Raw genomic sequence first — 25943 nt, 5'->3', positions numbered from 1 at the left:
GTAAATATGTCTCACGCACATCGAATCGTTATCGTAGGTGGGGGTGCTGGCGGACTGGAGTTGGCTACTAAGCTGGGAGATCGCTTCAATGCAAATAAAGTTCAAGTGACCTTGGTTGATAAAAATAGAACGCATATCTGGAAGCCTAAATTACATGAAGTGGCGGCTGGATCAATGGATCTGGCGGATCAAGAGTTAGATTACATTGCCCAAGCGCATTGGCATCATTTTAAATTCCGCATGGGTGAGCTAACTAGTATTGATCGAGAAAAGAAGCAAATTCAAATATCTGCTTATGTTGATGATTCAGGTGAATTGGTTACTCCAATGCAAACTATTTCTTATGACACATTAGTCATTGCAATTGGTAGCTTAACCAATGACTTTGGTACACAGGGCGTCCAACAATATGCTCAACGACTCGAGTCGATGGGAGATGCGAAACGATTCCATCTCCGCTTAGTGAATGCTTGCCTACGAGCACAAGCGCAGACTACTCCCTTAGCCCCCCATCAATTAAAGGTTGCCATTATTGGAGCAGGGGCAACCGGTGTTGAGCTCGCCGCTGAGCTACATCGCACTACTCGCGCCATCATTTCTTTCGGAATGGATAGGGTAGATCCTGAAAAAGATTTAAAGGTTGCTTTAATTGAGGCTGCCCCTCAAATATTGCCAGCGCTTTCACCACGTATATCCACTGCGGCAGATAAATTATTGTCTGATCTGGGTGTTGAAGTAATGACAAATGCCAAGGTACAAAAAGTTGAGGCAGATAAAGTTGTGCTTGCCAATGGTGTTGAGGTACCAGCGGAGTTGATTGTTTGGGCTGCAGGAGTTAAGGCGCCTGATTTCCTCAAGGGTATTGGGGGTCTGGAGACTAATCATGTTAACCAGCTTGTAGTCTTGCCAACCTTACAGACCACATTAGATCCCAATATCTTTGCGATCGGTGATTGTGCTGCATGTCCCTGGCCTGAGGCAAATAATGGCAAAGGCGGCATTGTTCCACCACGGGCCCAAGCAGCTCATCAGCAAGCAACGCACTTGTATAAGCAAATTAACCGGATTATGAATAATCAAGCTCTCAAGCCATATAAATATAAAGACTTTGGTTCCTTAGTGTCGCTTGGAGAATACAGTAGTGTGGGGAGCATGATGGGTGGCCTCATTGGTGGGAGCCTCATGGTTGAAGGACTCTTTGCCAAGATGATGTATGTCAGCCTGTATAAAATGCATCAACTAGCTCTGCATGGTTGGTTTAAAGTTTTTCTGGATACTTTGAGTCGATCGATTCATCGCAGGACCCACTCTATCGTCAAGCTGCATTAGTGCTGGGTTCCACTTACCCGCAAGCTTAAAATCATGATCTAATTACCAAGTATTGAGTGGGTAAACCCAGAACGAAAACAGGGATAGAATCTCATCATGAATGACGATAAACAAACCTATATAGACAAAAAATTACGTCCATTACCGCGTTGGATATTTATGTCCCGCTGGTTACAGGCGCCCTTATATATTGGCCTTATTGTTGCTCAAGGCGTCTATGTTTGGCAGTTTTGGTTAGAGCTAGTTCATCTCATGAGCATGATGGCCAATAAGACCATCACTGAAACGGCATTGATGCTCATTGTGTTAGGTTTAATTGATGTGGTGATGATCTCTAACTTATTGGTTATGGTCATTGTGGGTGGTTGGGAGACCTTTGTTTCTCGATTGGAGTTGCAGAACCACCCAGATCAACCTGAGTGGTTGTCACATGTCAATGCCGGCGTGCTGAAGGTGAAGTTGGCAACGGCCATCATTGGTATCTCATCAATTCATTTGCTAAAAACGTTTATTAATGCTGCTTCATATGATGAAAAAACCCTGATGTGGCAAACCTTGATACATATCACCTTTGTGCTTTCAGCAGTGGCAATTGCCTACACTGAAAAGTTGGTAACTTCGGCCCATAAAAACCATTAATTAGTAGTTGCACATACAGGTTGCTTAAGGTAAGGTCTTAAAATTTTTGTCACATAGCCCCTTTTCATGGGGTGATATATTGATCGAGAGTCTTTTAAAAAGGTAGGCAATGTCTCGACGTCATTTTCTGAAAACAACAGTCGCAGGTACGGCAGCAGTAGTTGGTGGCTCGGGCATGAGTATTCCAACATCTCATGCCATTTCAAATTCAGAAGCTAAGCTTGAAGCTGCAGCAGCTGATATTTCTCAAAAATTATTCTCTAAAGATGGTTTATCTGTTCCGATTGCTAGTAAGCCCACGGTATCAAAGTTGGCCAAAGGACTTGATCGGACCATGGTGCTTGGCGGCGGCGGAGAGTATTACATTGCTTGGTATTGCGGATTCTTTCATGGTCTATACGAGGCAGGTTTAGATATGGCCAATATTCCTGAGATGGTTGTTGGTACGTCTGCAGGTGCATACATGGGCTCCTCACTATTGTCCGGGGAGTTTGGTCGCTTACGTGCTGAGTTCGATTTCTTTGGAAAGTTTCCACAAATCTTAGCTAAGATTGCGCCCGTCACCAGTCCCAATCTGAGTCAGATGCGCGCAGCTCAAATCAATATGAGTGCGGTAGATGGTAGTACTAAAACTCGCCAAATTATTGGTGCAGCGGCATTGGCTGCTGACAATAAATTAAATGGTAGTCGTATTGAGCAGCTTGCAGCTCTCTTAACTGGGGATAGTAAAAAAGATTGGCCTACTGCTCGGATGTTTACAACCGGGATTGATTGCTATTCAGGAGAGAGATTGGTTATTGGCCAAGACGTTGCTAGAAAAAATAATATTCCCTTGGCGCACGGTGCAGCTGCCAGTAGCTCGCTACCAGGGGTTGATGGTCCAACCCTATTGGGGCAACGTTATGTAATGGACGGCGGTATTTGTTCTAATCCTGCTCATATCGATGTGGTGGCTGGCTCTAAAAGAACCTTAGTTATTACATTAACTGATGGAGTAACAGGTGCAATCTTGACCAATATTCCACATCCTATTGCTCAAAACATAAAAGATGTGGAAGCCACGGGTACAAAAGTGCTCTGGATTGTTGCGGGTACCCCTCCAGGATTAAACCTCCTTGACCCAAAACAGATTGCAGGCGCGTTGCGGATAGGGTATCAACGAGCTAAAGTAGAGGCTTCAAAAATTAAAGAATTTTGGGCTTAGTATATTTATTCACTGAGCGCTTATTAATCAGTCCCATAATATTCTGATGACTGCCAGAGCCCTTCAATTATAAAAATAGACTCTCATCCACTATGATGAGAGTTAATTATTTGCGGTTTTTACCTTACGGAGTTCATTGATGACTTTATTTCTCAGATCCACTCTCGCTGCGTGTTGCATGCTGGTGCTAAATCCATTAGTGAATGCTGCTGACTCTAATGCGGATACCATTTTCTTTGGCGGCCCCATTGTGACGGTGAATGCTAAGAATGAAGAGGTGGATGCGCTAGCAGTGCAAAACGGAAAGATTGTTGCCCTAGGAAAGAAAGATGCCATTACAAAGCAGTGGCAATCTAAATCTACTAAGCTCATTGATCTGAAGGGCCAAACTCTCATGCCGGGCTTTGTTGAGCCACATGTACACATTATGTTGACTGCAGTATTCGAAGGTCTTGGACTGAATTTAAGTAACTTTACTTTGCCCTATGACACCCTGGATACATTGAGTCAGAAGCTTAAGGCTGGCCTAAAAAATGTGCCGCCTGGAGGCTGGCTATTTGGATTTGGAGTAGATCCATCAAGGACCACTCCATTTATGGCTGAATTAACTGCTGATGAATTGGATAAAGTTTCTAAAGATGTTCCTATCTTCATCGTCAATCAGTCAGGTCATATCGCTTACGTCAATCACAAGGCTCTAGAGCTTGCTGGCGTTACAGATAAAACCCCAAATCCTGCTGGTGGGGGAGTATATGTAAAAGATGCCAAGGGTAAGCTCACCGGTAAGCTGATAGAGCCACCAAGCTTTTTACCATTCATGGCAAAAATGCCAAATCCTAGTGAAGCCCAGTTGTTTTCTGCCGTTCAGGGAACTATGAAAAAAATGGCCTCAACTGGAGTAACAAGCGCATCAGAGATGAGTGTTGGCGGTAATTTTGGGGTGGATAAAGAGATCGCTATTTACAAAAATATTTTTGCAAAGAATGCCTCGCCTATTAGAGTCAGAGGATACTTATTTAGTCAGGCCTTACCTGCTGGCTACAACACAATCAAACCCAATGACGGCGACGATAAGTTACGATTTATTGGTATTAAATACATTACTGATGGCTCCACCCAAGGCTTAACTGCCGCACTCAATGATCCCTATAGCTATCCTAAGGGTTCTAAGTGGAGTGGGGCGCTTAATTACAAAGATGCAGAGATTTATGCATCCATGAAATCCTATTTCGATCAAGGCTGGCAAATTTCTTCACACTCTAATGGCGATAAGGCGATTGATCAGGCATTAAATAGTTACTCTAAGTTATTAGCAGGCAATCCAAAGCCGCAAGAGCGTCGTTTACGCATCGAGCACTTTACTGTTAACCATGAGTCACAAGTGAAAAAGGCAGTTCAGTTAGGAGTGATTCCTAGTTTTACTATTGGCCATGTGAATTACTGGGGTGCTGCGTTTCATGATCACATCATAGGGCCTGAGAGGGCTAAGCGTATTGACCCTGCTGGAGACTTCAAGCGGGCTGGCGGTAAATTTACTCTGCATAGTGATTCGCCAGTCTCGAATGTGGGACCTTTGAATTATGTCAGCGAAGAAGTGACGCGCTTATGGCAGTTGCCTCCTCAAAAAGTGCTTGGGCCAACCCAAACAGTGACTGTTGATGACGCCATTCGAGCGATCACCATCGATGCCGCATACCAAATCTTTGCCGACAATATCGTTGGTAGTTTAGAAGTTGGCAAGCAAGCTGATTTAGTGGTGCTCGAGAAGAATCCTCGCAAGACTCCACCGGCTGATATTCGTAATATTAAAGTAAAAGAAACTTGGATTGATGGCAAGCAAGTGAGCTGGTAAAACTTATTAAAACTGTAGTATTTCAAGCTTCTTGTAAGCTTGAGTAAATTATTCATGTATTCATCTGCAGCTATTTCTATAGGCGCATACTAGAGGGGTAGGTTCTGTGGAGATGATGAATGTGCATTAAAAAAGAATTACTGGTAATTGGCTTATGGATGGTAGCTGGATTGGTTCAAGCAGCTACGCCACAAGATTTTTTAAAGACCTATGAGGCTCAATCAGGTAAGGCATCTATAGCCCGAGGCGAGCAGTTCTTTAATGCAAAGCATGGCAAGGAATGGAATTGTGCCTCTTGTCATGAAACCCCTCCAAATCACGATACCAAGCATATTGTCACCGGCAAGGTGATTAAACCTCTTGCACCTTCAGCAAATCCTGCACGCTTTACGGATGAAGCTAAGGTAGATAAGTGGTTTAAGCGTAATTGCAATGATGTCCTTGGGCGCGAATGTAATGCACAAGAAAAGGCTGATGTGTTAGCCTGGCTAATGACGGTGAAGTGAGATTCCAATGAAAAGTGTATTTACATTCTTGTTTGCTGTTTTATTAGTAGGTCCAGCCATTGCTGCCAAAATGCCTATGCCATCCGATATGCCTAAATCTTATGATGCCGAATGTGCCAGTTGTCATATGGCATACCCGCCGGGATTACTAAGTGAAAAGAGTTGGCAAAATGTCATGAGTGGGCTTAGCAAACATTTTGGTACAGATGCCAGTATTGATGAAAAAGAGAAATCAGAAATTACTATCTGGTTGAAGAAAAATGCAGCCACTAAACAAAAATATAGTGAGACAGCACCAGAGAATCGGATAAGCAAGACCTCCTGGTTTATTCGTGAGCATGATGAGATAAAAGCGGATGTCTGGAAGCGAGCCGGCATCAAGAGCCCAGCTAACTGTGGTGCTTGCCATACCACGGCTGCCGAAGGCATTTTTAGTGAAAAGAATATTGCGATACCTAAAAAATGACTGATAAGCAAACTATCTTAGTTTGGGATATTCCAACCCGAGTTTTTCATTGGCTCTTAGTGATTTGTTTTGCTGGTGCTTGGCTTACTTCTGAAACCGAGCGACTCCAGATGATTCACTACGCATTTGGATATTCTGCCTGTGCTCTAGTGCTGTTTAGGCTGGTCTGGGGCTTGATTGGCACTAGATATGCCCGTTTTACCCAATTTGTGAAGGGTCCAAAAGCAATGCTGGAGCACTTTAGTGGCGTTTTAAGTGGTCATCAAGAGAGCAATCCTGGGCATAACCCTGTGGGCGGGATTGTGATGCTCGGTCTGATGTTCATGATTTTATTGATTGGATTAAGTGGTTACTGGAGCGTGAAAGAATTTCTTGGGGATTTCATGAGCGGTGCGCATGAGGCAATTTCGAGTCTAGCCTTGGCATTAGTGATTATTCATATTGCCGCTGCTATCATCATGAGCTTGCTTCAAAAAGAAAACTTAGTAAGAGCCATGGTTAGCGGCAAGAAGCAAGGAATGCCTGAGCAGGGCATTCGGTTTCCGCAGTATTTCATTGGGGTATTGCTTATTTTGGCTTGGGTCTATTGCTTCTATATGGTTGTGAGTGGCTCTTTGCCTGCTTTAACTCAGTAAGTCTGATATGAAAACTATTTACTTTAAGCTGACTACTTTTTTATTGATTGCTTTATGCAGCGTTCATGTATACGCGCAAAATGCAGCACCCTCATGTGAAGTGGTTGAGAAGGCGGTGACTCTTGAAAAAGGTTCGATCAAGTATTTCAAGATGGGAGCTGGGCAGCCGGTCCTATTGCTTCATGGGCTATTTGCTCAAAAGGAGCAATGGGCAGATTTTGCCTGTGAGTTATCAGATGCGGGGTTTATGGTTTACGCACCCGATCTGCCTGGTTATGGCCAGAGCACGGGTTTTGCAATTGAAGACTATCAATTAACTAATGAAGCTGACTTACTCCACCTCTTTGTTCGCAAGTTAGGAATACCCCCGCTGCATATTGCTGGTAATTCAATGGGTGGGGCTATTGCAGCAATTTATAGCACTCAATACCCAACAGAAGTTTTGAGTTTGGGATTCATTGGGGCACCACTGGGAATTATTGGGTGGAGTCCTCAAGTGCGCAATGCCATAGTCGGGGGTGTGAATCCATTTATTCCGACTACGAATACCCAATTCGATTTAGAGATGAGCTTTCTATTCGCTAAGCCACCCATCATTCCAGATGGAGTTAAGCAACAAATTCTGCGGGAGTACACCGTCAATAATCTACATTATCAAAAAGTATGGAATATTGTTAATCTCGATCTCAATGCATTAGAAGCTGTCAATAAATTTCCTAAACCTGCCTTTATTGTCTGGGGTGTAGAGGATGGCATCTTCAATATTGCAGGAAGACCTCTCTTGGATAAGAAATTTCAGAAACCAACTTCTTATTCCATCGCGAATGCCTCGCATTTAATCATGCTTGAAAAGCCGGTAGAGATGGCCAGTCTTTATAGGTCTTTCTTGGAATCCTGGCAAGGGCCTACCCTCGGTAAGTAATAATCTAAACAGCACATCAAGTTTCAGTTATGCTGTCTCCTTCGGAATAATTCACCTCGAAGGCTCTCAATGCCGAATACGATGCAAACCAATAAACCAGCCAGCCTTTTGCCGCCAATAGAATTAAGCGTGAAGAATGGGGATTTAAAAAAAGGGTCCTTGATCTCCATCATGGTTGCTGCAACAGGGGTTGTATTTGGCGATATTGGAACTAGCCCCTTGTATGCATTGCAGCAGTGTTTTAGCTCAGATCATGGCATCCCATTTAGCCCAAATGCTATGTTCGGCATTCTTTCAATGATCTTGTGGTCCTTCATCATTGTTGTCTCATTAAAGTATGTTGTTCTTGTCATGCGGGCTGACAACAATGGCGAAGGTGGAATTTTAGCCCTCATGGCTCTGGCACTAAAAACGGTGCCGAAAGGTTCAAAGCATGCCACTTTCATTATTGTGATGGGCATCTTTGGGGCAAGTATGTTTTATGGTGATGCAATTATTACTCCAGCCATCTCCGTCTTATCGGCAGTTGCAGGACTAGAGGTCTTATCAGCAGGACTAGCGGATTACGTTTTACCGATATCCCTCGCCATTCTTTTTGGACTTTTTCTGATTCAGAAAAAAGGTACCGGCATGGTTGGTAATTTATTTGGCCCCATCATGATTCTGTGGTTTTTAGTAATCGGACTCATGGGTCTGTATCAACTAATGCAAAACCCAGTCATTTTGGGTGCAGTAAGTCCATTCCACGCCATTCATTTCATGAGAGAGTACTCAGCCCAAGGATTTATAGTGCTTGGAGCTGTTTTTCTGGTACTTACAGGTGCAGAAGCGCTCTATGCCGACATGGGACAGTTTGGGAGTCGTTCCATTCGATTTGCTTGGTTCTTTTTAGTCATGCCTTGCCTCTTATTAAATTACTTTGGGCAAGGGGCAATGCTGCTGCAAAATCCCGCCGCTGTGAGTAATCCTTTCTTCTTAATGGTGCCAAAAGCATTTGTATTTCCTTTGGTAATCTTAGCCACGATTGCTACCGTCATCGCATCACAAGCAGTGATTTCAGGCGCATTTTCAATGACCAGCCAGGCCATACAACTTGGCTTTATTCCTCGTATGAATATTCGCCACACCTCAGATAGCCAGATTGGTCAAATATATATACCGATCGTCAATTGGACTTTATTTGTTGTCGTGGTGGGCTTGGTCTTGGTCTTCAAGTCTGCAGATAATCTAGCCGCTGCCTATGGAATTGCCGTCACTACCACCATGATTGCTACAACCATTTTGGTGTGGCTAGTGATGCAATATTTTTGGAAATGGAATCGAATCTTGGTGACACTCATCATCGGGCTATTCTTGACAATTGACTCTACGTTTTTCATTGCAAATGCCGCTAAAGTGGCTGATGGTGGATGGTTTCCATTGCTTGTGGGCGGAGTCTGTTTCTTCTTCTTTATCACCTGGTATCAAGGGAAGAAAATCGTAGAAAGTATTGTGAAAAAAGACGGGGTTAAGTTAGATGTATTTGTTACTGCTTTATTGAAAAACCCACCTACTCAGGTTGCAGGTACAGCAGTCTATCTAAACTCACACATTGAATTTGTGCCCATTGCATTTACAGATAATATTAAACATAACCACGTTATCCATGAGCGAATATTCTTTTTAAATATCGTGACTTGGGATGTTCCTTATATTAAAGATAGTGAGCGCATAAGCTCAGTGGAGTTGGGGAAAAATATTCATCTTGTGAGGGCGGTATTTGGATTTAATGAATCCCCTGATATGCAGGAAATTCTCAAATTGATTGCTGCCAAACTGGATTTGCAATTTGACTTATCTGACACATCCTTTTTTGTTTCTCGGGATGCTATTTCTCCGGAGGAGTTATCGGGCATGTCTCTTTGGCGAGAGACTATCTTTAGCTGGATGCTGAAGAACTCAGCCCGTCAATCTGATTTTTTTAAAATTCCAGTAAATGGATTAATGGAATTCGTGACCAAAATTAGGATCTAACTATCTTTTAATAATGGATATCGACTCCAGTGTCTTCTTGAATGGAGTGGGTTCTATCGCGCTCGGCCCCCAAAATGGGTTGTTATAGATGACTAAAAGAAAGAACATCACGCCAAGTGATCCACCAACCAAGGCAATCATCACTGCATGAATGCGAATGTTTTTTGTTTTAAAGAGGGCAGAAAAGAGAATTAATAACGCTGCTGAAATGATCAGCGCTGCCCACATCGGTTTTGCCAGAAATGATTTTGCACTCTCAATTCGATTACGACGTAAGTCCGTATAGTCTGATAACAAACTGAGACTTTCGTTATGTATCGCAGTACTCTCAAGGCTTGAAGGTTTATGACCAACAAAAATTTGTTTAATACGATCGAGGCGTTTAAATGCATTTAAATCAAACTGCTGTCGATTCAAAATGGGCCATTCTTGATCAATCACCGCCTGGGCATAGTTAATGAGTTCTTCTTGTCCAGCTTTCTTGGTTTCACTGGGATAGGCATCCATGATTTGATAAAGATTGAATAAGGTATGCGCTTCCTTTGATACCGTGTCACTTACAGAATTGTAGTTTTGCCACGCAGCAACAGTCACAAATGCAAAGACAAACCCAACCAGTGTAGGCATGGTGTTGGCAAAGATGGTGCCGAAAATTCCATCATCATTTATGCTTAACCAGGTGCAATACTTTTGAATTAGAAAGAAGATTAAAAGGCTTAAGCCTGTAGAGACTACCAGCATGAGGATGAGTAGGCTTGTTTCGGATAAAGTAGAAAGATAGGTCATGATTTATTTCGTTTGTGAATCAGTTCGACGTCGTACTGGTGGAGGGTATCAATGAGCTCGATTAATTGCTTGCGATCGGCTTCGCTAAACAAGACTTTGGGATTTTGCCCCTGTATTAATAGATTTTTTTCTTCAAGTGCACGAACAGATTCGCCAATTTTCATGTCGCGATATCCGGTCAATTGATAAATCTTGAAATAGAGAATAGCGATATTGACATGCTCATAATCAGGGGTCACCGCGCCAAAGCTTTTCGTAATGCCCGTCAGTGCAAACTGCGCATCTCCAATGGTTTTGGATCGGAGGAGTAAGAATTTCATACTATTGAGTCGATTAGCGATCTCAAACTCACAAGAAATGATTTCCTTTTCTTTGCTCAGCTTGGATTCATAGTGATGCTGGGTAATTTGATATACGGCGGCGCCGCCTGAGAGAAAAACCGACGATAAGAGCCATATCCCAAAATTGCTATTCAGCACTTCGCTGAGCTTGGCCCAAATATCTTTACCTAAGTTTTTGGCATTTTTTTCTGTTGCGGACCAGTCAGAGTCAAGCTTCTTGCTAATATCTCGGCGGTAACGCTCCTCGGCCTCGATTATTCGCTTCTTGTCGTCGTCTAGCATTGGCCTTATCCCGGGGGCAAATAAGCCATATTAGCAAAGATATCCATGAATAGGTAATCCTCCTATACGCTAGGATCACAAAATTGCCGATCGGGCTATACTCATTTTAACGCTCCAAAATAGGTGCGATTAAGCTGAAAATGGCATGAATTCTTGATAGGATTTAGTGCATTAAATAATAAATACATCATGTAGGAGACGAGAAATGCCAAGGTTCAATAGATGTCTGGGCCTGTATTTCATTACGAACATCGAAGTTAACTGAGCGAGTAAGAATGGAATCAACAAATAAGCCACTTCGTGTGGCGATTGCTGGATTAGGAGCTATTGGAAAGTCTTTGGCAACCCGTTTGTCAGACGGCGTTGTACCTGGCGTTGTATTAACGGCAGTTTCGGCTAAAAACCAGGAAAAAGCCAAAGAGTTCACTAAAACCTTGGCCTACCCAGTCAAGGTTTTATCAATATCCGAGCTAGAACCTGAGGCCGATGTCGTTGTTGAATGCGCACCAGCTGAATTACTGGGCGATATCATTGCCCCATTTTTGCGCGCTAAGAAAAAAGCCATCGTTCTATCTGTGGGCGCAATTCTATTTAAGCCTGAGTTAATTGAGCTTGCAAAAACCACGGGCGGAACCATCATGGTCCCAACAGGGGCTTTAATTGGTTTGGATGCCATGATTGCAGCTGCGGAAGGAGAAATCTTCTCCGTCAAAATGGTTACGAACAAGCCGCCATTAGGTTTAAAGGGTGCCCCACATCTCATTGAAAACAATATTTCAGTTGATGGACTCACGGAGCCATTAAAAGTATTCTCTGGTAATGCAAGAGAGGCTGCAAAAGGTTTTCCTGCAAACCTCAATGTAGTAGTAGCGCTTGCCTTAGCGGGCGTTGGTCCTGAAAAAACCCATTTGGAAATTTGGGCTGATCCAACTGTTGTCAGGAATACTCACACAATTACAGTCGACTCAGATTCTGCTAAGTTTTCCATGAAGATGGAAAACATTCCATCAGAGAATCCAAAAACAGGACGTATCGTTGCGCAGAGCGTTGTGGCAATGTTGCGTAAGATGTTGGCTACATTCCAAGTCGGAACCTAAAAATACAATAAAGGAAGACAGATGACTTTTACTGCTGCAAAAAAAGAAGAGATACGCCTTCGTTACTTAGAGGTAGATACCTCAAACGTCGCAGATGTTCTCGATAATATGAATCTGCTGCAACAGGGGCTTTCATCTCAGTTTGGGCCTTACCCAGAAACAAGCAAAAGAATGGCGGGTTGGGCTTATACGATTCGCGGCCAAATGACGCCTTATCCACAGGGCGGTGACGCGGATAAGATGGCAGCTTGCCAAGCCATCTCACCAGGTGAGATTAGCGTTTGGAGTGGGGATGGTAATGGTATTTGCTATTTTGGCGAGTTAATTGCGCTGGGCATGAAAGAGCGTGGCTCAGTTGGCGCTTTGCTTGACGGCGGCATAAGAGATGTTCGTTGGATTGGTGAGCATCAATTCCCTGTATTTGCTTGCTATCGCACTCCGGTTCAATCTATCGGCCGCTGGAAGGTAACTGCGAGTCAAGTGCCTGTTTATATGCGCGGTCATGATGGCGGAAATGTCATTGTTAGACCAGGCGATTTTATTTTGTGTGATGATGATGGTGCGATTGTGATCCCGGTGGAGCATGTTGAGTCTGTTTTGATTGAATCAGAGCGATTAACAGCCATTGAAAAGAATATTCGGATCGATATTGCCAATGGTTTGAGTCTTGCAGATGCCTTGAAAAAGTATGGCCACGTTTAAAGATTTAAGGGAGTTTGTTTTACTGATATTTTTTGCCTGAGTTTTATCTTCTCACCGAAATTCAAAAGGACTACTTATGCCAACGATTGAGCGAGCTTTTGTGATTCGCAGTATTGCAGTGTTGTTTTGGGCAATTTCTTTTGGTGCATCAGCGCAAACGAACTGGCCCAATGGTCAAACTGTTAGGGTCATTGTCCCATTTCCTGGTGGGGCTAGTACATTGGATTCTGTAGTTCGCACGGTTACGCCAGATATTTCCAAGACCTTAGGATCGCCAGTGATTGTGGATAACAAGCCAGGCGCAGGTACTGTGATTGGAGTAGATGCCACTGCTAAAGCAACTGATAATTTGACCGTTGGGGCTGTGGCTAATAGTTTTACTGTGAACCAATCTCTGATTAAATCTTTGCCTTACAACACCACAAGAGACCTACAGCCAGTTGTTCTCATGGCGCGTACAGCGAATGTCTTGGCGGTGAAATCTACTTTGCCTGTCAATAATTTGAAGGAATTGGTGCAGTACGCCAAGAAAAATCCAGGGAAGTTGTCCTATGCTTCATTTGGAAATGGCACAACAGCTCACTTTGCGGGTGAGATGCTGAAATCGATGGCTGGTATTTATGTAGTGCATATTCCTTATCGCGGCCAAGGTCCAGCATTAACCGATCTGATTGCGGGCAACGTGGATTTCATGTTCGGAAATTTGCCTGATTTCTTGCCCTACATTAAATCTGGAAAAATCAAGGCAATTGGCACAACCTATCTCACTCGTGCACCACTTGCGCCAGAAATTCCGACCATTGCCGAGCAGGGATTCCCCACCTTTGAAACAGATTCTTGGTATGGCATTGTTGCTCCTAGCAGCATGACTAAAGATGCCGTAGATAAGATGAATCAAGCTGTTAATAAGGCTTTGCAGGATCCTGCTGTGAAGAAGAACCTTGGTGACCGAGGTATTGAGATTATTGGTGGTACCCCCGCTAAATTCCAAGAGCATATTCAATCTGAAATTCTGAAATACGAGCGTATTGTGAAGTCTGCAAATATGCAGGCTGACTAATAAGACGATCTATGTATCCCATGCTGGTATTCAAAGAGGGTGGCTACCGCTACCTTCCGAGTGTCTTTCAATATTCTGCTGGTGTAGCGGCTGAGCCTGGCTTCCAGTTAGTGCAAGCGAGGTTCAGTTCTGTGCTGCCTATACAAGAGGCTTTCCTTCGAATCGAGCAGTATTTAGGAAAAATTGGTCGTCCCCTAACTGCATTTGCGCATTGTGAGCTGAGATCGCCAAAGCAATTTGACGATCAAGGATTTATTGCCTTCAATCGACAGTATGTAAGTACTTTAGAGCGCTGGGGAATCTATCAAGCAGAGTCCCAGGGGAATCCTGTTAGAAACCCTGTGGCTAGAACCAATGTTTGCCCTGAGTACTTTGGCCCTTCCGAGGTTGGTATGTATTCATTTGCTTTTACCGTTCCAAGTAATACGGACTGCTTAAACAGTTTTATCTTGTCTGGCGGTGGTGATGCTAGATCAGGTCCAGAGTCTTACCGTGAGCGTATAGTGGCTTATGGCGATACATCTGAGGCGGGGATGCGAGTCAAAATGGAATTCGTTACAAATGAAATGAATCAACGTTTGATGAGCCTTGGTTTTGATTGGAAAGATGTTACTAGTGCTCAAGCCTACTCAGTTCATAACATAGGCGCTTTGGCGGAAGAAGTTTTTGCTAAAACAGGGCGGATGCAATGCGGTATTAATTGGTATTTTGCTAGACCGCCAGTTGCTGGCCTTGACTTTGAGATGGACCTTCGAGGTTCAGTAAATCAAATTTTTATATAGATTTTTTATATCGTTTTCTGAGTCATTATCTGAACTGGAAGATCACTAAAGGATTACATGACTTCATCATCTTCTGTAGATAACAAACCCGCTATCGAGACTCGCAGAATCTCGCCTCCCAATATTGGGGAGGCCTATTTAGGCGAAAGGATCTTATGTTATCGCCCCATGAAGCATGGCTCTCCCAATTTAAGTGTGGTGCAAGAAGGGGGTAAGGTGATTGCTCATAACTATGGGCATGGCGGAAGTGGTTGGACTTTAGGGCCCGGATCTGCGAAGTACGTTAATTCACTATTAATCAATTCTGATTTTGGAGCTGAGCTATCGAATAAATCTACTCCCATAGCTATTATTGGAGCGGGGTTGATTGGCCTCTTTACAGCATATGATCTGATTAACCGTGGCTTTAGCAATATCACCATATATGCAGAGCAATTAAAAACATTGCCCTCACATTATGCGGGCGGTCTATTAGCTCCAGTCTCTATGGATAACGACCATGCGATGCAGGCGATCATTGATGAGATTGGAATAGAGGCCTACCGTTTCTATGATGGCATTGCCAATAATCAAAATGCAGATTTCAAAAAAGGTGCTCGTAAGGTGCCTAGTTACTTTAGTAGCCGAGACGACTCCGGTCTAGAGCCCTATGTTGGAAAAGTCATGGGGCCGGCCAAGGATGTCATCCTAGACTTTGGTAATGGCACAACTCGTGCCATGGTTGTCTATGATGATGGCGTCTTTATGAATACTGCACTTCTCATGGAAGAGTTGCATACATTCATGAAGCGTCACCATATTGAAATCATTCAACAGAAGATCCATTCCTTTAATGAGTTAAATCAACGATTTATCTTTAACTGCAGTGGTTTGGGTTCACGAGAGTTGGCGAATGATCCAGCGCTTGTTCCAGTTCAAGGTCATTTGATCATGTTGAAAAATCAGATTCCGGAGAATATGAATTACATGATTTTGGTTTATTTTGGCGAAGGTAAAACCGAAATGGATCAAAAAGTCGAACGCTCTTTTTACTTATTTCCAAAACACTTGCCAGACTCATCACCACAAGATATTGGAGTCATGGGAGGTACTTTTATTGAGGGCGGCAGCCCAGATAAGCCCAATCTAAAAGAGTTTGACACTATTGTTCAAGGTGCTAAGACGTTTTTTGGATTAAGTTAGCATGAAAGCTTCTCATCGCTTATCCATTTTTCTTTCACTTTTCCTTGGCTTATCTTTAGTCTTAGGAAATGTCAGCATTTCTCAACGTGTGCTTGCTGCCGATGTAAAGCAGATTCAGGCGAGTCAGATGATTGCATTGGCTGATCAAGAGGCGCCTGAGCTATTAAAAACTTTAGAAGAGTTGGTAGCAATTGAGTCTGGAAGTTCAGATCTAGAAGGCCTAGCAAAGATTCAGGCAGCTATAGGCAAGAAATTAGATCAACTTGGCATTCCCTATGAAGTCATTGAGGGTAGTGGTAACACTAAGACAGGCGCAATGATTATGGTGAAGCTTAAGGGTAATGGCGTCGCCAAAATTGCCATGATTGCCCATATGGATACGGTGTATCAAAAAGGGGATAGTCAAAAACAGCCCTTTAAGATAGTTGATGGGAAGGCCTATGGTCTTGGTATTCAAGATGATCGCGCCGGCATAGCAGTAATTCTGCATACACTCAAGATGATCAAGGCTGCCGGTATTAATTCATTTGGTGAATTCACTATCCTGATTAATGCTGATGAGGAAATTGGATCACCTGGCTCTAAGGAAGCCATTATGGCTTTGGGTGAAGCAAATGATTTGGTAATTTCTTGTGAAACAAGTGGAACTAAAGCAGATTATGTTCGTTTGGCTACTTCGAGTATTGCGCGTGCCGAGTTAACGGTGCAAGGTAAGGCCGCTCATTCTGGAGCTAACCCCGACTTCGGCCGGAACGCTTTATATGAAATGGCGCATCAAGTGCTGCAGACTCGTGATTTAAATAATATTGCTCCAGGCGTTAAGTTCAATTGGACCCTTGCTCAGGCTGGAACTGTACGTAATATGATTCCGCCGGTTGCTAAGGCATCAGCCGATATTCGGGCTAACAAAATGAGCGACTTTGATTTAGTTGAAGAGAAGTTAAAAGAGAAAATCAAGAATCACCTCATTCCAGATACTACGGTGACTGTTGATTTTGTTCGGGGGAGACCCCCTTTAGTGCCTACAGATAAAAGTTTGGCTGTAGCTAAATTGGCGCAATCGATAGCAAAGGAAATTCAGTGGCCATTAGAGGTGCTTGATAAGCCAACGGGTGGCGGTACTGATGCTGCGTATGCGCAAGTTCGCAGTCGGGGCGCAGTGATTGAAAGCTTTGGTTTACAAGGTTTTGGCGGCCACACCGACAATGCGGAGTACATTTTGATTGACTCCATCAAGCCCAGGTTATTTATTACCAGCATGCTGATCGATCAATTTTCAAAGCAATATTCAGCAGTGAAGTAAGCTTTGTTGGTGCTTAATCCTTAAAAGTCACCACATGGTCTGCTGCTAGGCAAATACCAATTTTTTCGCCGATAGCATGGTCATGATGGCTCGGAACTAAGGCAAAGACTTCCACTCCGGATTTGAGTCTAAGGGTATATAGAAAATCTGCGCCCCGGAAGGTTTTGCGCACTACCTCAGCTTGAGTAGGGCTATTGTCATCGTGCTGAATATCATCCTCACGAAGCAATACATTGACTTCGTCTCCAACTTGACCATCGTGCTCCTGATCAAGTTCAAGCGTGCCAAGTTCGATTTGTACTTTGTCTCCCGCTTGAATGAAGCCCTTTACAAATACCCCACGACCAATGAAATCTGCGATGTAGCGATTCATTGGCTTATGGTAAAGCTCGTAAGGACTATCCCATTGAAGCACTTTGCCATCGGACATCACGCCTACTCGATCGGCGATCGCAAATGCTTCTAGTTGATCATGCGTTACTAAAAGAGCAGTGATGTTATTGGCCTTGAGTATCTCGCGCATTTCTACTGCGAGACGCTCTCGTAAATCGACATCCAAGCTTGAGAAAGGCTCATCAAGCAAAATTAAATCTGGCTCTGGAGCCATTGCTCTGGCAAGGGCAACGCGTTGCTGTTGACCGCCGCTGAGTTCGTGAGGGTATGAACCTGCTTTATCTAAAAGGGAGACTCTCTTGAGCCATTCTTTGGCAACGGTGTCTCTTTCCTGATGGGGTAGATGCTGAAGACCAAAGGCAATGTTCTCCAAAACAGTGAGGTGCGGAAATAATGCAAAGTCCTGAAAGACCATCCCAACACGTCTTTGATTTGGTGGAATATGCAAACTTGGGGAGCTCACCACTTTGTCGCGCAAGAGGATTTCACCTGAATGTGCCGGCTCAAATCCACAAATAGCTCTGAGTACAGTTGATTTGCCGCAGCCAGATGAGCCCAGTAAGCAACCGATCTCACCTTGGGCTAGATCTAGATTAAGCCCATTAACAGCAGTGTTATAGCCATGCCCCTCTTGGCTTGGATAAACGATTTCCAGCTGTTTGATGGAAAGGAGAGTGCGAGCGGAGTTCATCTCTATAATTTTCTCATTAATGCTAGTGGTTTAATGCATAACAAGAGTCTAAACGGATTGCCGATTTCATGAACCGTATTGTCGTACCAATTGCCCTATTGATATTGTTGCCTATATTTGGTCTGGCTGTGCCATTCTTTATTTCGGGTAGCGGCGGGGGCGCGGAGGCGGTTGGCACCTTAAATCACTTGTGGACTTATGTACTGGCTTCTTATATCGCTTCCACCCTAATCCTCGTAATTGGAGTTGGGATATGTATTTTTGTTTTAGGTGTAGGAAATGCTTGGATTATTGCTAGTTATGACTTCCCTGGAAAAAGAATATTTGAATGGGCCTTAATTTTGCCCCTGGCTGTACCAACTTACGTCATGGCCTATCTATTTGTAGATACTTTGCAATTTTCTGGGCCTATTCAATCAGCACTTCGCTCTTGGTTGGATGTAAGTTCTTTATGGTTCTTTCCCGATCCCCGTTCTTTAGCGGGTGCAATTTGGTCTTTCTCATTTTGTCTTTTTCCTTACGTATACCTCCTTGCGCGTACATCATTTTTAGAGCGTAGCAGTCGACTCATGGAGGTTTCTGAAACCTTGGGCTATAGCTCCTTGCAGAGTTTTATGAAATTGGTTTTACCAATGGCTAGGCCAGCTATCTTTGCTGGAATGGCTTTAGCACTGATGGAGGTACTTGCTGATTTTGGTGCAGTCTCTTATTTCGGAGTGCAAACATTTACTACGGGGATCTTCAAGGCTTGGCTATCTTTTGGCGACCGTTTGGCCGCCGTCCAGTTGGCTTTGGGGCTCCTTGGTTTCGTTTTACTCATTTTTTATATTGAGCAAAGTAATCGCTCCAAATTACGATATGCATCAAGCGCACAAAGAAAATTTTCAGCCAAGATCTTGCATGGTAAGAAAGCCATTTTTGCCTTCGTTTTTTGTGGGACAACCTTGTTGTGCGGGTTTTTATTACCAGCCTCCGCGCTGATCCAGTTGTTACTCAAGCAGGGCCTCAGTTTCGATGTTCGTTACTTTGCTTGGCTTAGTAATTCAGTTCTGATCTCGTCAGTTACAGCGGCCATTGCCGTCTTTTTGGCCCTCTTTTTTGCCTATGCAGTCCGCTTAAATTCAGGCTTAGCATGGGTCAATCGCTTACTTGGCTTTGGTTATGCTTTGCCAGGAGCGGTTCTAGCAATTGGTATTCTTTCTTTCCTGGAAGTTATGCAATTGGCCTGGTGGATTTCTGCAAGCGTCATGGTCTTGGTATATGCCTATTTAGTGCGTTTCTTATCTTCCAGTCTGCAAAGTGTGGAAGAGGGTCTAAATAGAGTGACCACTTCAATGGATCAGTCTGCATCGTTGTTAGGCTTAAGTCAGTGGGAGATACTCAAAAAAGTACACGTTCCACTAATTAGGCGAAGTTTAGTTACTGCGGGACTTTTTGTCTTTGTCGATGTGATGAAAGAGTTGCCAGCAACTTTATTATTGCGCCCATTTAATTTTGATACTCTCGCTGTAGCGACTTATCAGTTAGCGGCTGATGAGCGACTCTCTGAGCTTGGACTTCCCGCGCTCACTATCGTCTTGGCAGGATTGATGCCGGTTTTGGTCCTGTCAAAGATGATTTCTCAAAAACGTTCTTCCTGATTCCACCTATTTGGTAGTTTCAATGGCTTAAGCCAGGCTCCCTCTATGGGATTTTTCCTACTAGTTGATAATGATTCTCATTATGATGTAAACTAGAACAAATCTATAAATAAGCCCTTAAATGGGTAAAAAGTCAGAAGGAATTAGGAATGGGTGTCAGAGTAAGCTTTATCAATCATGTGGTCTTCTTGAGTGTTATTGCTGGAACTGCCTTTGCGGCGGAGCCTGTTAAGGAGCTGAATTTATATTCTGCTCGCCATTACCAAACGGATGAAGCGCTTTACAGCGACTTTACCAAGAGGACTGGCATCAAAATCAATCGTATTGAGGCCGATGACAATGGCATTCTGGAAAGAATTAAGAGTGAAGGTGATAAGAGTCAAGCGGATGTCATTTTGTTGGTGGATGCAGCGCGTCTTTGGCGTGCACAAAACCAAAATATTTTTGCGCCAATTAAATCAAAGTATTTAGAGCAGCGTATTCCTGCTAATTTACGAGCCTCAAGTGAAGCTGCTGGTATTTCTTGGTTTGGATATTCCACTAGAGCACGGGTGATTGTTTATAACAAGGGAACAGTCAAGAAGTCTGATGTTGATACGTATGAAAAATTAGCCAGCCCAGAAAATAAAGGGAAAGTGTGCACTCGGTCCGGATCACATCCCTACATGCTCTCATTGGTTGGTGCCTTAATTGAGAGAGATGGCCTGCAGGCCACTGAGACTTGGGCAAAGAATATGGTCGCCAATATGGCTCGTAGCCCCCGGGGTGGTGATACCGATCAAATTAAAGCCGTGGCGTCGGGAGAATGCGGCGTGGCTTTGACCAATACATATTATTTTGCACGCATGATGCAGTCGGACAAGCCAGAAGACATCAGCATGATTTCTAAAATTGGATTTGTGTGGCCTAACCAAGGATCAGGCGGAGTTCATATCAATATCTCTGGAGGTGGAATGGCGCGTAATGCTCCCCATCGTGCAGAGGCTTTACAGTTCCTAGAGTATTTGGCTAGTGATTCAGCGCAAGAGTATTTGGCGAATGGGAATAATGAGTGGCCTGCAGTACCTTCAGTCAAGGTAGAGAATCCTGCCTTGAAAACCTTAGGTCCATTTCAGGCTGAAAAAGTTTCGGTGGCGGCCATTGGTAAAAATCAAATTGCTGCACAAAAGCTTTTAGATCAGGTGGGATACAAATAAATCGGTTAGCGCGTGTGAACTTAGTGCAAATTACCTTAGCGGCGGTAGCAATTGGATTGGTATTGAATTTATCAATCGAGTTTTAAATCGACCAATTCTTATGAGCGACTCAATAAAAATCCCCAGGCATGCTGGGGATTTTTATTTATTAGAGTCATTAAAAACCTAGACCCAACAAGCCATTACTATGCAGCTACAGCAGTCTTTTCAGTCTCTGGTACGGATGAGCGGATGAGGTAATCAAACGCACCCAAGGAAGCTTTTGCACCTTCACCCATGGCGATAATGATTTGCTTGTATGGAACAGTGGTGCAGTCCCCAGCAGCAAAAACGCCTGGTAAAGATGTTTCGCCTTTGGCATCCACAATGACTTCACCATGCTTAGACAGATCAAGGGTGCCCTTAAGCCAGTCTGTATTTGGCAATAGACCAATTTGTACAAAGATGCCTTCAAGCTCAATCTTGTGATCAGTGTTATTCGTGCGATCCTGATACATCAAGCCGTTCACTTTGCTGCCATCACCCAATACTTCTTTAGTCAGGGCGCTCTTAATGACGCTGACATTGCTCAGGCTGGCTAACTTGGCCTGCAGAACAGCATCTGCACGTAATTTGCTATCAAATTCGATGAGAGTGACGTGGCTAACAATACCTGCCAAGTCAATTGCAGCCTCTACACCAGAGTTGCCACCACCGATGACAGCGACACGCTTGCCTTTAAAGAGAGGGCCATCGCAATGGGGGCAATAGGCAACACCTTTATTGCGATATTCTTGTTCGCCAGGAACATTCATTTCTCTCCAACGGGCGCCGGTACTAATTACAACGGACTTACTCCTCAGAACAGCGCCATTGGCTAACTCGACTTCAAGTCCGCCGTCGGTTTTGCGAAGCGCATTAGCACGCTGCAGATTCATGATGTCGACTTCATAACTTTTCACGTGCTGCTCTAAGGCTTGAACCAACTTTGGCCCTTCAGTTTCTTGTACAGAAATGAAGTTCTCAATTCCGAGGGTATCCATAACCTGGCCGCCAAAACGCTCAGCCAGAATTCCGGTACGAATACCTTTACGGGCTGCATAGATTGCAGCTGAAGCACCTGCCGGACCGCCGCCAACAATCAGCATATCGAAATCATCTTTAGCGTTGAGTTTTGCAGCATCTTTTTCTGGGCTGTTGGTATCAAGCTTCGCAATGATTTCTTCAACGGTAGTGCGTCCTTGGCCAAATACTGCATCATTCAAAATCACCGTTGGTACAGCCATGATTTGATGTTGGTCTACTAAGTCCTGAAACAGGGCGCCATCAATCATCTCGTGCTCAACATTGGGGTTGAGCGCTGCCATCAAGTTCAAGGCTTGAACTACGTCTGGGCAGTTATGGCAAGACAGCGAAATAAAAGTCTGAAAATGCAGCTTTCCCTCAATTCCACGGATCCGCTCAATAATGTCTTGCTCTACCTTAGGTGGGTAACCGCTAGCTTGCAAGATGGCCAAGATAAAGGAGGTCATCTCATGGCCCATAGGTAAGCCTGCAAAAGAGATGCGTGCTTCTTCACCTGCTTTACCAACCGTAAAGCTTGGGATCTTCTTGGCTTGACCATTGGTGACCACAGTCACTTTTTCCGATTGCTCAGCAACTTCGTTTAACAGCTCAAGCATTTCTGCTGATTTAGGACTGTCGTCCAGAGTAGCGGTTAACACAATCGGGCTGACGATCTTTTCAAAGTAAGCCTTGAGTTGGGTTTTGATATTGTTGTCTAACATGATGCTTCCTTAATATTCAATTTTGATGAGTCTATTGGGCAGGATCCGGTCCTCTCCAATAGACTCTCCGAAGAGAGTCTGATTGGTAAATAGAATTCCTATTTAGATCTTGCCTACGAGGTCTAAAGACGGAGTCAATGTAGCTGCGCCTTCTTTCCATTTAGCAGGGCATACTTCACCAGGGTGAGCTGCTGTGTACTGAGCTGCCTTCAGCTTGCGCAATGTTTCAGAAACGTCACGAGCGATTTCATTTGAGTGAATTTCTGCAGTCTTGATGACGCCTTCTGGGTTAATGATGAATGTGCCACGCAATGCCAAGCCAGCTTCTGGAATGTGCACACCAAATGCATTTGTCAAAGTGTGTGTTGGATCGCCAACCAATGGGAACTTTGCTTTACCTACAGCTGGTGATGTCTCATGCCAAACTTTGTGTGAGAAATGAGTATCAGTAGTCACGATATACACTTCAGCACCCATCTTTTGGAACTCAGGATAGTTTTCAGCAGCATCTTCAATTTCAGTAGGGCAGTTGAAGGTAAATGCTGCTGGCATGAAAATCAATACTGACCAATGGCCCTTGAGGGTTTCGTCAGTGATAGTAATGAACTTGCCGTTGTGGAAAGCTTCGGTTTTGAACGGCTGAACTGCTGTATTGATAATAGACATGATGTTCCTTTAGAGGGGTTGAAAAAATAACAACTGGGTGAATTTTGGGGCACTGGCATAAATCAGTCAAATGAATTAAAATGATGTTAATAATCGATTTATTAGATAACTGAAGGGGCTTGCTATGGCTGCATTACCCACAATAAAGCAATTACGCTATTTAATCGCACTGAGCGAGACCTTGAGCTTCACTAAGGCTGCAGAAGCCTGTTTTGTAGGGCAATCCACCTTAAGTGCGGGCTTGAAGGAGTTGGAAGACTCCCTTGGTGTACAGCTGGTTGAGAGGGATAAGCATTCGGTCTCTATGACCCCTATCGGTCGAGGTGTTGTAGAGCGTGCGCAGCGCCTGATTGTTCAGGCGGATGATCTAGTGGATTTTGTAGAAGGTTCTGCAGGATCTATGGTGGGGGTGATCAAATTGGGCGTTATTCCAACGATTGCCCCATTCTTGCTGCCTTCTTTATTGCCCAAGATAAGAGAGCAATACCCAAACTTAAAGGTGGTCTTGAGGGAGGATCTATCAGCAAATTTAATGGAGAAGTTAAACCGCCACGAATTAGACTTTGCCTTGATTGCTTTGCCTTATGACACGGAAGGATTTTTGGTCAAAGAATTATTTGATGATGAGTTTTGGTTAGTGGCAAATGAAAACGATCCAGCCTTTAAAAATAAAGAAATTCAGTTGAACAATAAATTAACTGATCGACTCTTGTTGCTAGAAGAAGGCCACTGTTTACGCGACCATACCTTAAAAGCATGCAAAAGAAGTCAGCTGGCAAAGCACGACGGCATTGAGGCCACCAGTTTGCTGACCTTGGTACAAATGGTTGAGTCGGGTTTAGGTATTGCACTCCTGCCAGAGATGGCCGTGAAATCTGGCTTATTAAAGCAAACTCAATTAGTCGCTAGATCCTTATCTTCTTCAGCTCCCAAGAGAAGGATTGCGCTTGTAGCAAGAGCCTCAACGGCCCGTATAGAAGAATTTAATGCGCTAGTGAAAGTCATTAAGACTTAAGCTTTATTTGGTTTACAAATAAAAAACCCAGCACTAAAAGCTGGGGTTTTTTATCAATTGAACTTAGTGAACTTACCAAATAATCCAACCGCTTGTATCCCACTCTTGTTGAGTAATGAAGCCGCTGTTGTCTTTGTCTAAGGTTTTGAATTCTTGTTCAGTCATGCCAGCCTTGAGAGCCTCAGCCTTACTGATCTTTTTGTCTTTATCTGTATCTATTGGTGCAATTGAGTTGTTTTTAGTCTTATGTACATTCAATTCAGTAATGCTGATAGAGCCATTGTTATCTTTGTCAATTAGTAAAAAGATGGCATCAGGCATGCCTGCTTTGGCAGCTTCCTCTTTGGTAATTTTTTGGTCTTTATTGGCATCTAAAGTACTTAATGAAGCAATCTTAGGCGCGGTTGTCTGGGAGTATCCAGTCAGAGGTAATAGTGCAGCAGCAATGAATAAATAATTGATGTGTTTCACTGAGAGTCTCCTTTGATATTGGTTGCTAATTTAACTATACCCGATTCAGGGTGCTCAGACTATGAACTCATGGGACATCAGCTCGGCATATTCCTTTGTGAGGAAAAAGTCAGGCGGATCATCTAGCAAAGATATTGAAGTCATATAGCTAGGATTGGAGTATATAAAGAAGCGGATTTGGTCATAAGCAGCCAAAAGATTCTCTTCTTGAAGTTGTAGCCCAGTATTTTTTAGGGCTGAGAGCTGAAATAAGAATTCGCCAAATTTCACACCAAACTTAGATTCATAAAAGATCTTTCCGTAACTAAAGGAAGCGACCTTAAATTGACTATGTTGAATAAAGGTAGAAAATAATCTCTCGATGATGAAGGGCTTCATCGTCACATTCAAATCACGATGATATGACCCAGTACCGGCATATATGGATCCAACTTCAGTATTGTTAGCCGCCTCTTGATCTAAAAGTTGGAGTGCTTGGTCTACAAAGGAAAAGTAAGCGCTCCAAAATGGTGGCTTTGCAATGAAGTAATTGCAAAAGGCGAACGTATTTTTATCCATTGGTGCGTTAAACGTTACGCCCAGAGATTGTTCTAAAAAATCAATAATTTTATCTAGGCCTGCATGGCCACACTGCACCCCTTGCTGCCAAACATTGAGATGGAGCGCCTCTATTCCCATCATGGGGTTAACGAAAACACAGTCATAACCCTCATTCAATTTTTGCTCAGCAAAATGCGCAAAATCATCTATTGCTAAAAGAGACTTGTGAGTAAATTTTCTGGATACCAAGCCCCAGGCATCACTTGAGCCGCTATTGGCTTGATGGATTTGCTTAAACAGCTCATATTCTCTAGTGCTGTTATCGGTATTGCTACCTGCATCCCAAGGAATGACGCTTGGGGGAAGTGATTTTTTATCATCCTCTCCCATGTAGGGTTGATAGAGCTTAATCATGAGTATTGGCTATGTGGTTTTGCTAAGTCCTCACTGTAGCAGAGCTTCAA

Annotated in this window: 25 protein-coding genes; 18 read left to right on the top strand and 7 right to left on the bottom strand. The window is 43.6% G+C overall.

Annotation, left to right across the window (positions count from 1 at the left end; translation table 11 throughout):
• Positions 1 to 6: 6 nt before the first annotated feature.
• From ICN41_RS02960 to ICN41_RS02920, 9 genes are all read left to right on the top strand, one after another.
• The gene (locus tag ICN41_RS02960) at positions 7 to 1329 is read left to right on the top strand and encodes an NAD(P)/FAD-dependent oxidoreductase (RefSeq protein WP_216291296.1); all 1323 of its coding nucleotides are present in this window, start codon (positions 7 to 9) and stop codon (positions 1327 to 1329) included.
• 96 nt (positions 1330 to 1425) lie between these two features.
• Positions 1426 to 1968 (top strand): TIGR00645 family protein, encoded by a 543-nt coding sequence (locus ICN41_RS02955; RefSeq protein WP_216291295.1) that lies wholly within the window; start codon positions 1426 to 1428, stop codon positions 1966 to 1968.
• A 109-nt stretch (positions 1969 to 2077) separates the two neighbouring features.
• Positions 2078 to 3172: a patatin-like phospholipase family protein gene (locus ICN41_RS02950; RefSeq protein WP_216291294.1), complete on the top strand. Its 1095-nt coding sequence runs from the start codon at positions 2078 to 2080 to the stop codon at positions 3170 to 3172.
• Positions 3173 to 3311: 139 nt separating this feature from the next.
• Positions 3312 to 5024 carry an amidohydrolase gene (locus tag ICN41_RS02945; RefSeq protein ID WP_216291293.1) on the top strand — a complete coding sequence of 571 codons (1713 nt, stop codon included), beginning with the start codon at positions 3312 to 3314 and terminating at the stop codon, positions 5022 to 5024.
• 119 nt (positions 5025 to 5143) lie between these two features.
• The gene (locus ICN41_RS02940) at positions 5144 to 5530 is read left to right on the top strand and encodes a DUF1924 domain-containing protein (RefSeq protein ID WP_216291292.1); all 387 of its coding nucleotides are present in this window, start codon (positions 5144 to 5146) and stop codon (positions 5528 to 5530) included.
• Between the two features lie 7 nt (positions 5531 to 5537).
• A complete protein-coding gene (locus ICN41_RS02935) occupies positions 5538 to 5996 on the top strand; it encodes a diheme cytochrome c (protein ID WP_255537851.1) in 459 nt (152 codons plus the stop codon).
• A complete protein-coding gene (locus tag ICN41_RS02930) occupies positions 5993 to 6631 on the top strand; it encodes a cytochrome b/b6 domain-containing protein (protein ID WP_216291291.1) in 639 nt (212 codons plus the stop codon). Before ICN41_RS02935 ends, ICN41_RS02930 begins: the two co-directional genes overlap by 4 nt.
• A 7-nt stretch (positions 6632 to 6638) precedes the next feature.
• Entirely contained in the window at positions 6639 to 7553 is a 915-nt protein-coding gene (locus ICN41_RS02925) for an alpha/beta fold hydrolase (protein WP_216291290.1), read from the top strand.
• A gap of 69 nt (positions 7554 to 7622) precedes the next feature.
• Positions 7623 to 9566, top strand: a complete 1944-nt coding sequence (locus ICN41_RS02920) for a potassium transporter Kup (RefSeq protein WP_255537850.1) — start codon at positions 7623 to 7625, stop codon at positions 9564 to 9566.
• On the opposite strand, the gene ICN41_RS02915 is transcribed toward ICN41_RS02920, so the two are convergent.
• Positions 9567 to 10352 (bottom strand): DUF4239 domain-containing protein, encoded by a 786-nt coding sequence (locus ICN41_RS02915; protein ID WP_216291289.1) that lies wholly within the window; start codon positions 10350 to 10352, stop codon positions 9567 to 9569.
• Positions 10349 to 10975: a hypothetical protein gene (locus ICN41_RS02910; RefSeq protein ID WP_216291288.1), complete on the bottom strand. Its 627-nt coding sequence runs from the start codon at positions 10973 to 10975 to the stop codon at positions 10349 to 10351. The genes ICN41_RS02915 and ICN41_RS02910 overlap by 4 nt, the downstream gene beginning before the upstream one ends.
• A 275-nt stretch (positions 10976 to 11250) precedes the next feature.
• Here ICN41_RS02910 and ICN41_RS02905 point away from each other — a divergent pair, with 275 nt between their 5' ends.
• The 6 genes from ICN41_RS02905 to ICN41_RS02880 all read left to right on the top strand — a co-directional run bounded on the left by ICN41_RS02905 (position 11251) and on the right by ICN41_RS02880 (position 17101).
• The gene (locus ICN41_RS02905) at positions 11251 to 12072 is read left to right on the top strand and encodes an aspartate dehydrogenase (protein WP_216291287.1); all 822 of its coding nucleotides are present in this window, start codon (positions 11251 to 11253) and stop codon (positions 12070 to 12072) included.
• Positions 12073 to 12093: 21 nt separating this feature from the next.
• Positions 12094 to 12774, top strand: a complete 681-nt coding sequence (locus ICN41_RS02900) for an RraA family protein (protein ID WP_216291286.1) — start codon at positions 12094 to 12096, stop codon at positions 12772 to 12774.
• A 76-nt stretch (positions 12775 to 12850) separates the two neighbouring features.
• Positions 12851 to 13834, top strand: coding sequence for a tripartite tricarboxylate transporter substrate binding protein (locus ICN41_RS02895; RefSeq protein ID WP_216862264.1), 984 nt, complete (start codon positions 12851 to 12853; stop codon positions 13832 to 13834).
• Between the two features lie 20 nt (positions 13835 to 13854).
• Entirely contained in the window at positions 13855 to 14616 is a 762-nt protein-coding gene (locus ICN41_RS02890) for a hypothetical protein (RefSeq protein WP_255537849.1), read from the top strand.
• Positions 14617 to 14673: 57 nt separating this feature from the next.
• On the top strand, positions 14674 to 15798 hold the full coding sequence (locus tag ICN41_RS02885; RefSeq protein ID WP_216291284.1) for an FAD-dependent oxidoreductase: 1125 nt from the start codon (positions 14674 to 14676) through the stop codon (positions 15796 to 15798).
• A gap of 1 nt (position 15799) precedes the next feature.
• Positions 15800 to 17101, top strand: a complete 1302-nt coding sequence (locus ICN41_RS02880; protein WP_216291283.1) for a glutamate carboxypeptidase — start codon at positions 15800 to 15802, stop codon at positions 17099 to 17101.
• Between the two features lie 13 nt (positions 17102 to 17114).
• Here the strand turns inward: ICN41_RS02880 and ICN41_RS02875 are convergent, their stop codons facing one another.
• A complete protein-coding gene (locus ICN41_RS02875; RefSeq protein ID WP_216291282.1) occupies positions 17115 to 18185 on the bottom strand; it encodes an ABC transporter ATP-binding protein in 1071 nt (356 codons plus the stop codon).
• 68 nt (positions 18186 to 18253) lie between these two features.
• Between ICN41_RS02875 and ICN41_RS02870 the strand changes: the two genes are divergently transcribed.
• Together ICN41_RS02870 and ICN41_RS02865 are read left to right on the top strand one after the other, a co-directional pair.
• Entirely contained in the window at positions 18254 to 19825 is a 1572-nt protein-coding gene (locus ICN41_RS02870; RefSeq protein WP_216291281.1) for an iron ABC transporter permease, read from the top strand.
• A 149-nt stretch (positions 19826 to 19974) separates the two neighbouring features.
• Positions 19975 to 21021 (top strand): extracellular solute-binding protein, encoded by a 1047-nt coding sequence (locus ICN41_RS02865; protein ID WP_216291280.1) that lies wholly within the window; start codon positions 19975 to 19977, stop codon positions 21019 to 21021.
• A 185-nt stretch (positions 21022 to 21206) separates the two neighbouring features.
• Here ICN41_RS02865 and ahpF read toward each other — a convergent pair whose 3' ends face one another.
• Positions 21207 to 22787: an alkyl hydroperoxide reductase subunit F gene (gene ahpF / locus ICN41_RS02860; protein WP_216291279.1), complete on the bottom strand. Its 1581-nt coding sequence runs from the start codon at positions 22785 to 22787 to the stop codon at positions 21207 to 21209.
• A 102-nt stretch (positions 22788 to 22889) separates the two neighbouring features.
• Positions 22890 to 23453 (bottom strand): alkyl hydroperoxide reductase subunit C, encoded by a 564-nt coding sequence (gene ahpC / locus ICN41_RS02855; protein WP_216291278.1) that lies wholly within the window; start codon positions 23451 to 23453, stop codon positions 22890 to 22892.
• A 124-nt stretch (positions 23454 to 23577) separates the two neighbouring features.
• Here ahpC and ICN41_RS02850 point away from each other — a divergent pair, with 124 nt between their 5' ends.
• Entirely contained in the window at positions 23578 to 24468 is an 891-nt protein-coding gene (locus ICN41_RS02850) for a hydrogen peroxide-inducible genes activator (RefSeq protein WP_216291277.1), read from the top strand.
• 72 nt (positions 24469 to 24540) lie between these two features.
• Here ICN41_RS02850 and ICN41_RS11435 read toward each other — a convergent pair whose 3' ends face one another.
• Both ICN41_RS11435 and ICN41_RS02840 read right to left on the bottom strand, forming a co-directional pair.
• Positions 24541 to 24939 carry a hypothetical protein gene (locus ICN41_RS11435; RefSeq protein WP_216291276.1) on the bottom strand — a complete coding sequence of 133 codons (399 nt, stop codon included), beginning with the start codon at positions 24937 to 24939 and terminating at the stop codon, positions 24541 to 24543.
• A gap of 54 nt (positions 24940 to 24993) precedes the next feature.
• Complete coding sequence (locus ICN41_RS02840; RefSeq protein ID WP_216291275.1) at positions 24994 to 25893, bottom strand: hypothetical protein; 900 nt, start codon at positions 25891 to 25893, stop codon at positions 24994 to 24996.
• Between the last annotated feature and the right edge of the window lie 50 nt (positions 25894 to 25943).

This window comes from Polynucleobacter sp. 15G-AUS-farblos (assembly GCF_018882445.1).
Taxonomy (GTDB): domain Bacteria; phylum Pseudomonadota; class Gammaproteobacteria; order Burkholderiales; family Burkholderiaceae; genus Polynucleobacter.
The sequence above is the reverse complement of the archived record's forward strand: the minus strand, read 5'-3'. Positions and strand labels throughout refer to the sequence as shown.

Bases quoted from the DNA above. Each gene is read 5' to 3' on its own strand.
- ICN41_RS02935 (WP_255537851.1), top strand. From the start codon at position 5,538: ATGAAAAGTGTATTTACATTCTTGTTTGCTGTTTTATTAGTAGGTCCA.
- ahpC (WP_216291278.1), bottom strand. From the start codon at position 23,453: ATGTCTATTATCAATACAGCAGTTCAGCCGTTCAAAACCGAAGCTTTC.
- ICN41_RS02850 (WP_216291277.1), top strand. From the start codon at position 23,578: ATGGCTGCATTACCCACAATAAAGCAATTACGCTATTTAATCGCACTG.
- ICN41_RS02885 (WP_216291284.1), top strand. From the start codon at position 14,674: ATGACTTCATCATCTTCTGTAGATAACAAACCCGCTATCGAGACTCGC.
- ICN41_RS02920 (WP_255537850.1), top strand. From the start codon at position 7,623: ATGCCGAATACGATGCAAACCAATAAACCAGCCAGCCTTTTGCCGCCA.
- ICN41_RS02925 (WP_216291290.1), top strand. From the start codon at position 6,639: ATGAAAACTATTTACTTTAAGCTGACTACTTTTTTATTGATTGCTTTA.
- ICN41_RS02880 (WP_216291283.1), top strand. From the start codon at position 15,800: ATGAAAGCTTCTCATCGCTTATCCATTTTTCTTTCACTTTTCCTTGGC.
- ICN41_RS02840 (WP_216291275.1), bottom strand. From the start codon at position 25,893: ATGATTAAGCTCTATCAACCCTACATGGGAGAGGATGATAAAAAATCA.
- ICN41_RS02960 (WP_216291296.1), top strand. From the start codon at position 7: ATGTCTCACGCACATCGAATCGTTATCGTAGGTGGGGGTGCTGGCGGA.
- ICN41_RS02945 (WP_216291293.1), top strand. From the start codon at position 3,312: ATGACTTTATTTCTCAGATCCACTCTCGCTGCGTGTTGCATGCTGGTG.
- ICN41_RS02895 (WP_216862264.1), top strand. From the start codon at position 12,851: ATGCCAACGATTGAGCGAGCTTTTGTGATTCGCAGTATTGCAGTGTTG.
- ICN41_RS02930 (WP_216291291.1), top strand. From the start codon at position 5,993: ATGACTGATAAGCAAACTATCTTAGTTTGGGATATTCCAACCCGAGTT.
- ICN41_RS02870 (WP_216291281.1), top strand. From the start codon at position 18,254: ATGAACCGTATTGTCGTACCAATTGCCCTATTGATATTGTTGCCTATA.
- ICN41_RS02865 (WP_216291280.1), top strand. From the start codon at position 19,975: ATGGGTGTCAGAGTAAGCTTTATCAATCATGTGGTCTTCTTGAGTGTT.
- ICN41_RS02905 (WP_216291287.1), top strand. From the start codon at position 11,251: ATGGAATCAACAAATAAGCCACTTCGTGTGGCGATTGCTGGATTAGGA.
- ahpF (WP_216291279.1), bottom strand. From the start codon at position 22,787: ATGTTAGACAACAATATCAAAACCCAACTCAAGGCTTACTTTGAAAAG.
- ICN41_RS02910 (WP_216291288.1), bottom strand. From the start codon at position 10,975: ATGCTAGACGACGACAAGAAGCGAATAATCGAGGCCGAGGAGCGTTAC.
- ICN41_RS02875 (WP_216291282.1), bottom strand. From the start codon at position 18,185: ATGAACTCCGCTCGCACTCTCCTTTCCATCAAACAGCTGGAAATCGTT.
- ICN41_RS02900 (WP_216291286.1), top strand. From the start codon at position 12,094: ATGACTTTTACTGCTGCAAAAAAAGAAGAGATACGCCTTCGTTACTTA.
- ICN41_RS02950 (WP_216291294.1), top strand. From the start codon at position 2,078: ATGTCTCGACGTCATTTTCTGAAAACAACAGTCGCAGGTACGGCAGCA.
- ICN41_RS02915 (WP_216291289.1), bottom strand. From the start codon at position 10,352: ATGACCTATCTTTCTACTTTATCCGAAACAAGCCTACTCATCCTCATG.
- ICN41_RS02890 (WP_255537849.1), top strand. From the start codon at position 13,855: ATGCTGGTATTCAAAGAGGGTGGCTACCGCTACCTTCCGAGTGTCTTT.
- ICN41_RS02940 (WP_216291292.1), top strand. From the start codon at position 5,144: ATGTGCATTAAAAAAGAATTACTGGTAATTGGCTTATGGATGGTAGCT.
- ICN41_RS02955 (WP_216291295.1), top strand. From the start codon at position 1,426: ATGAATGACGATAAACAAACCTATATAGACAAAAAATTACGTCCATTA.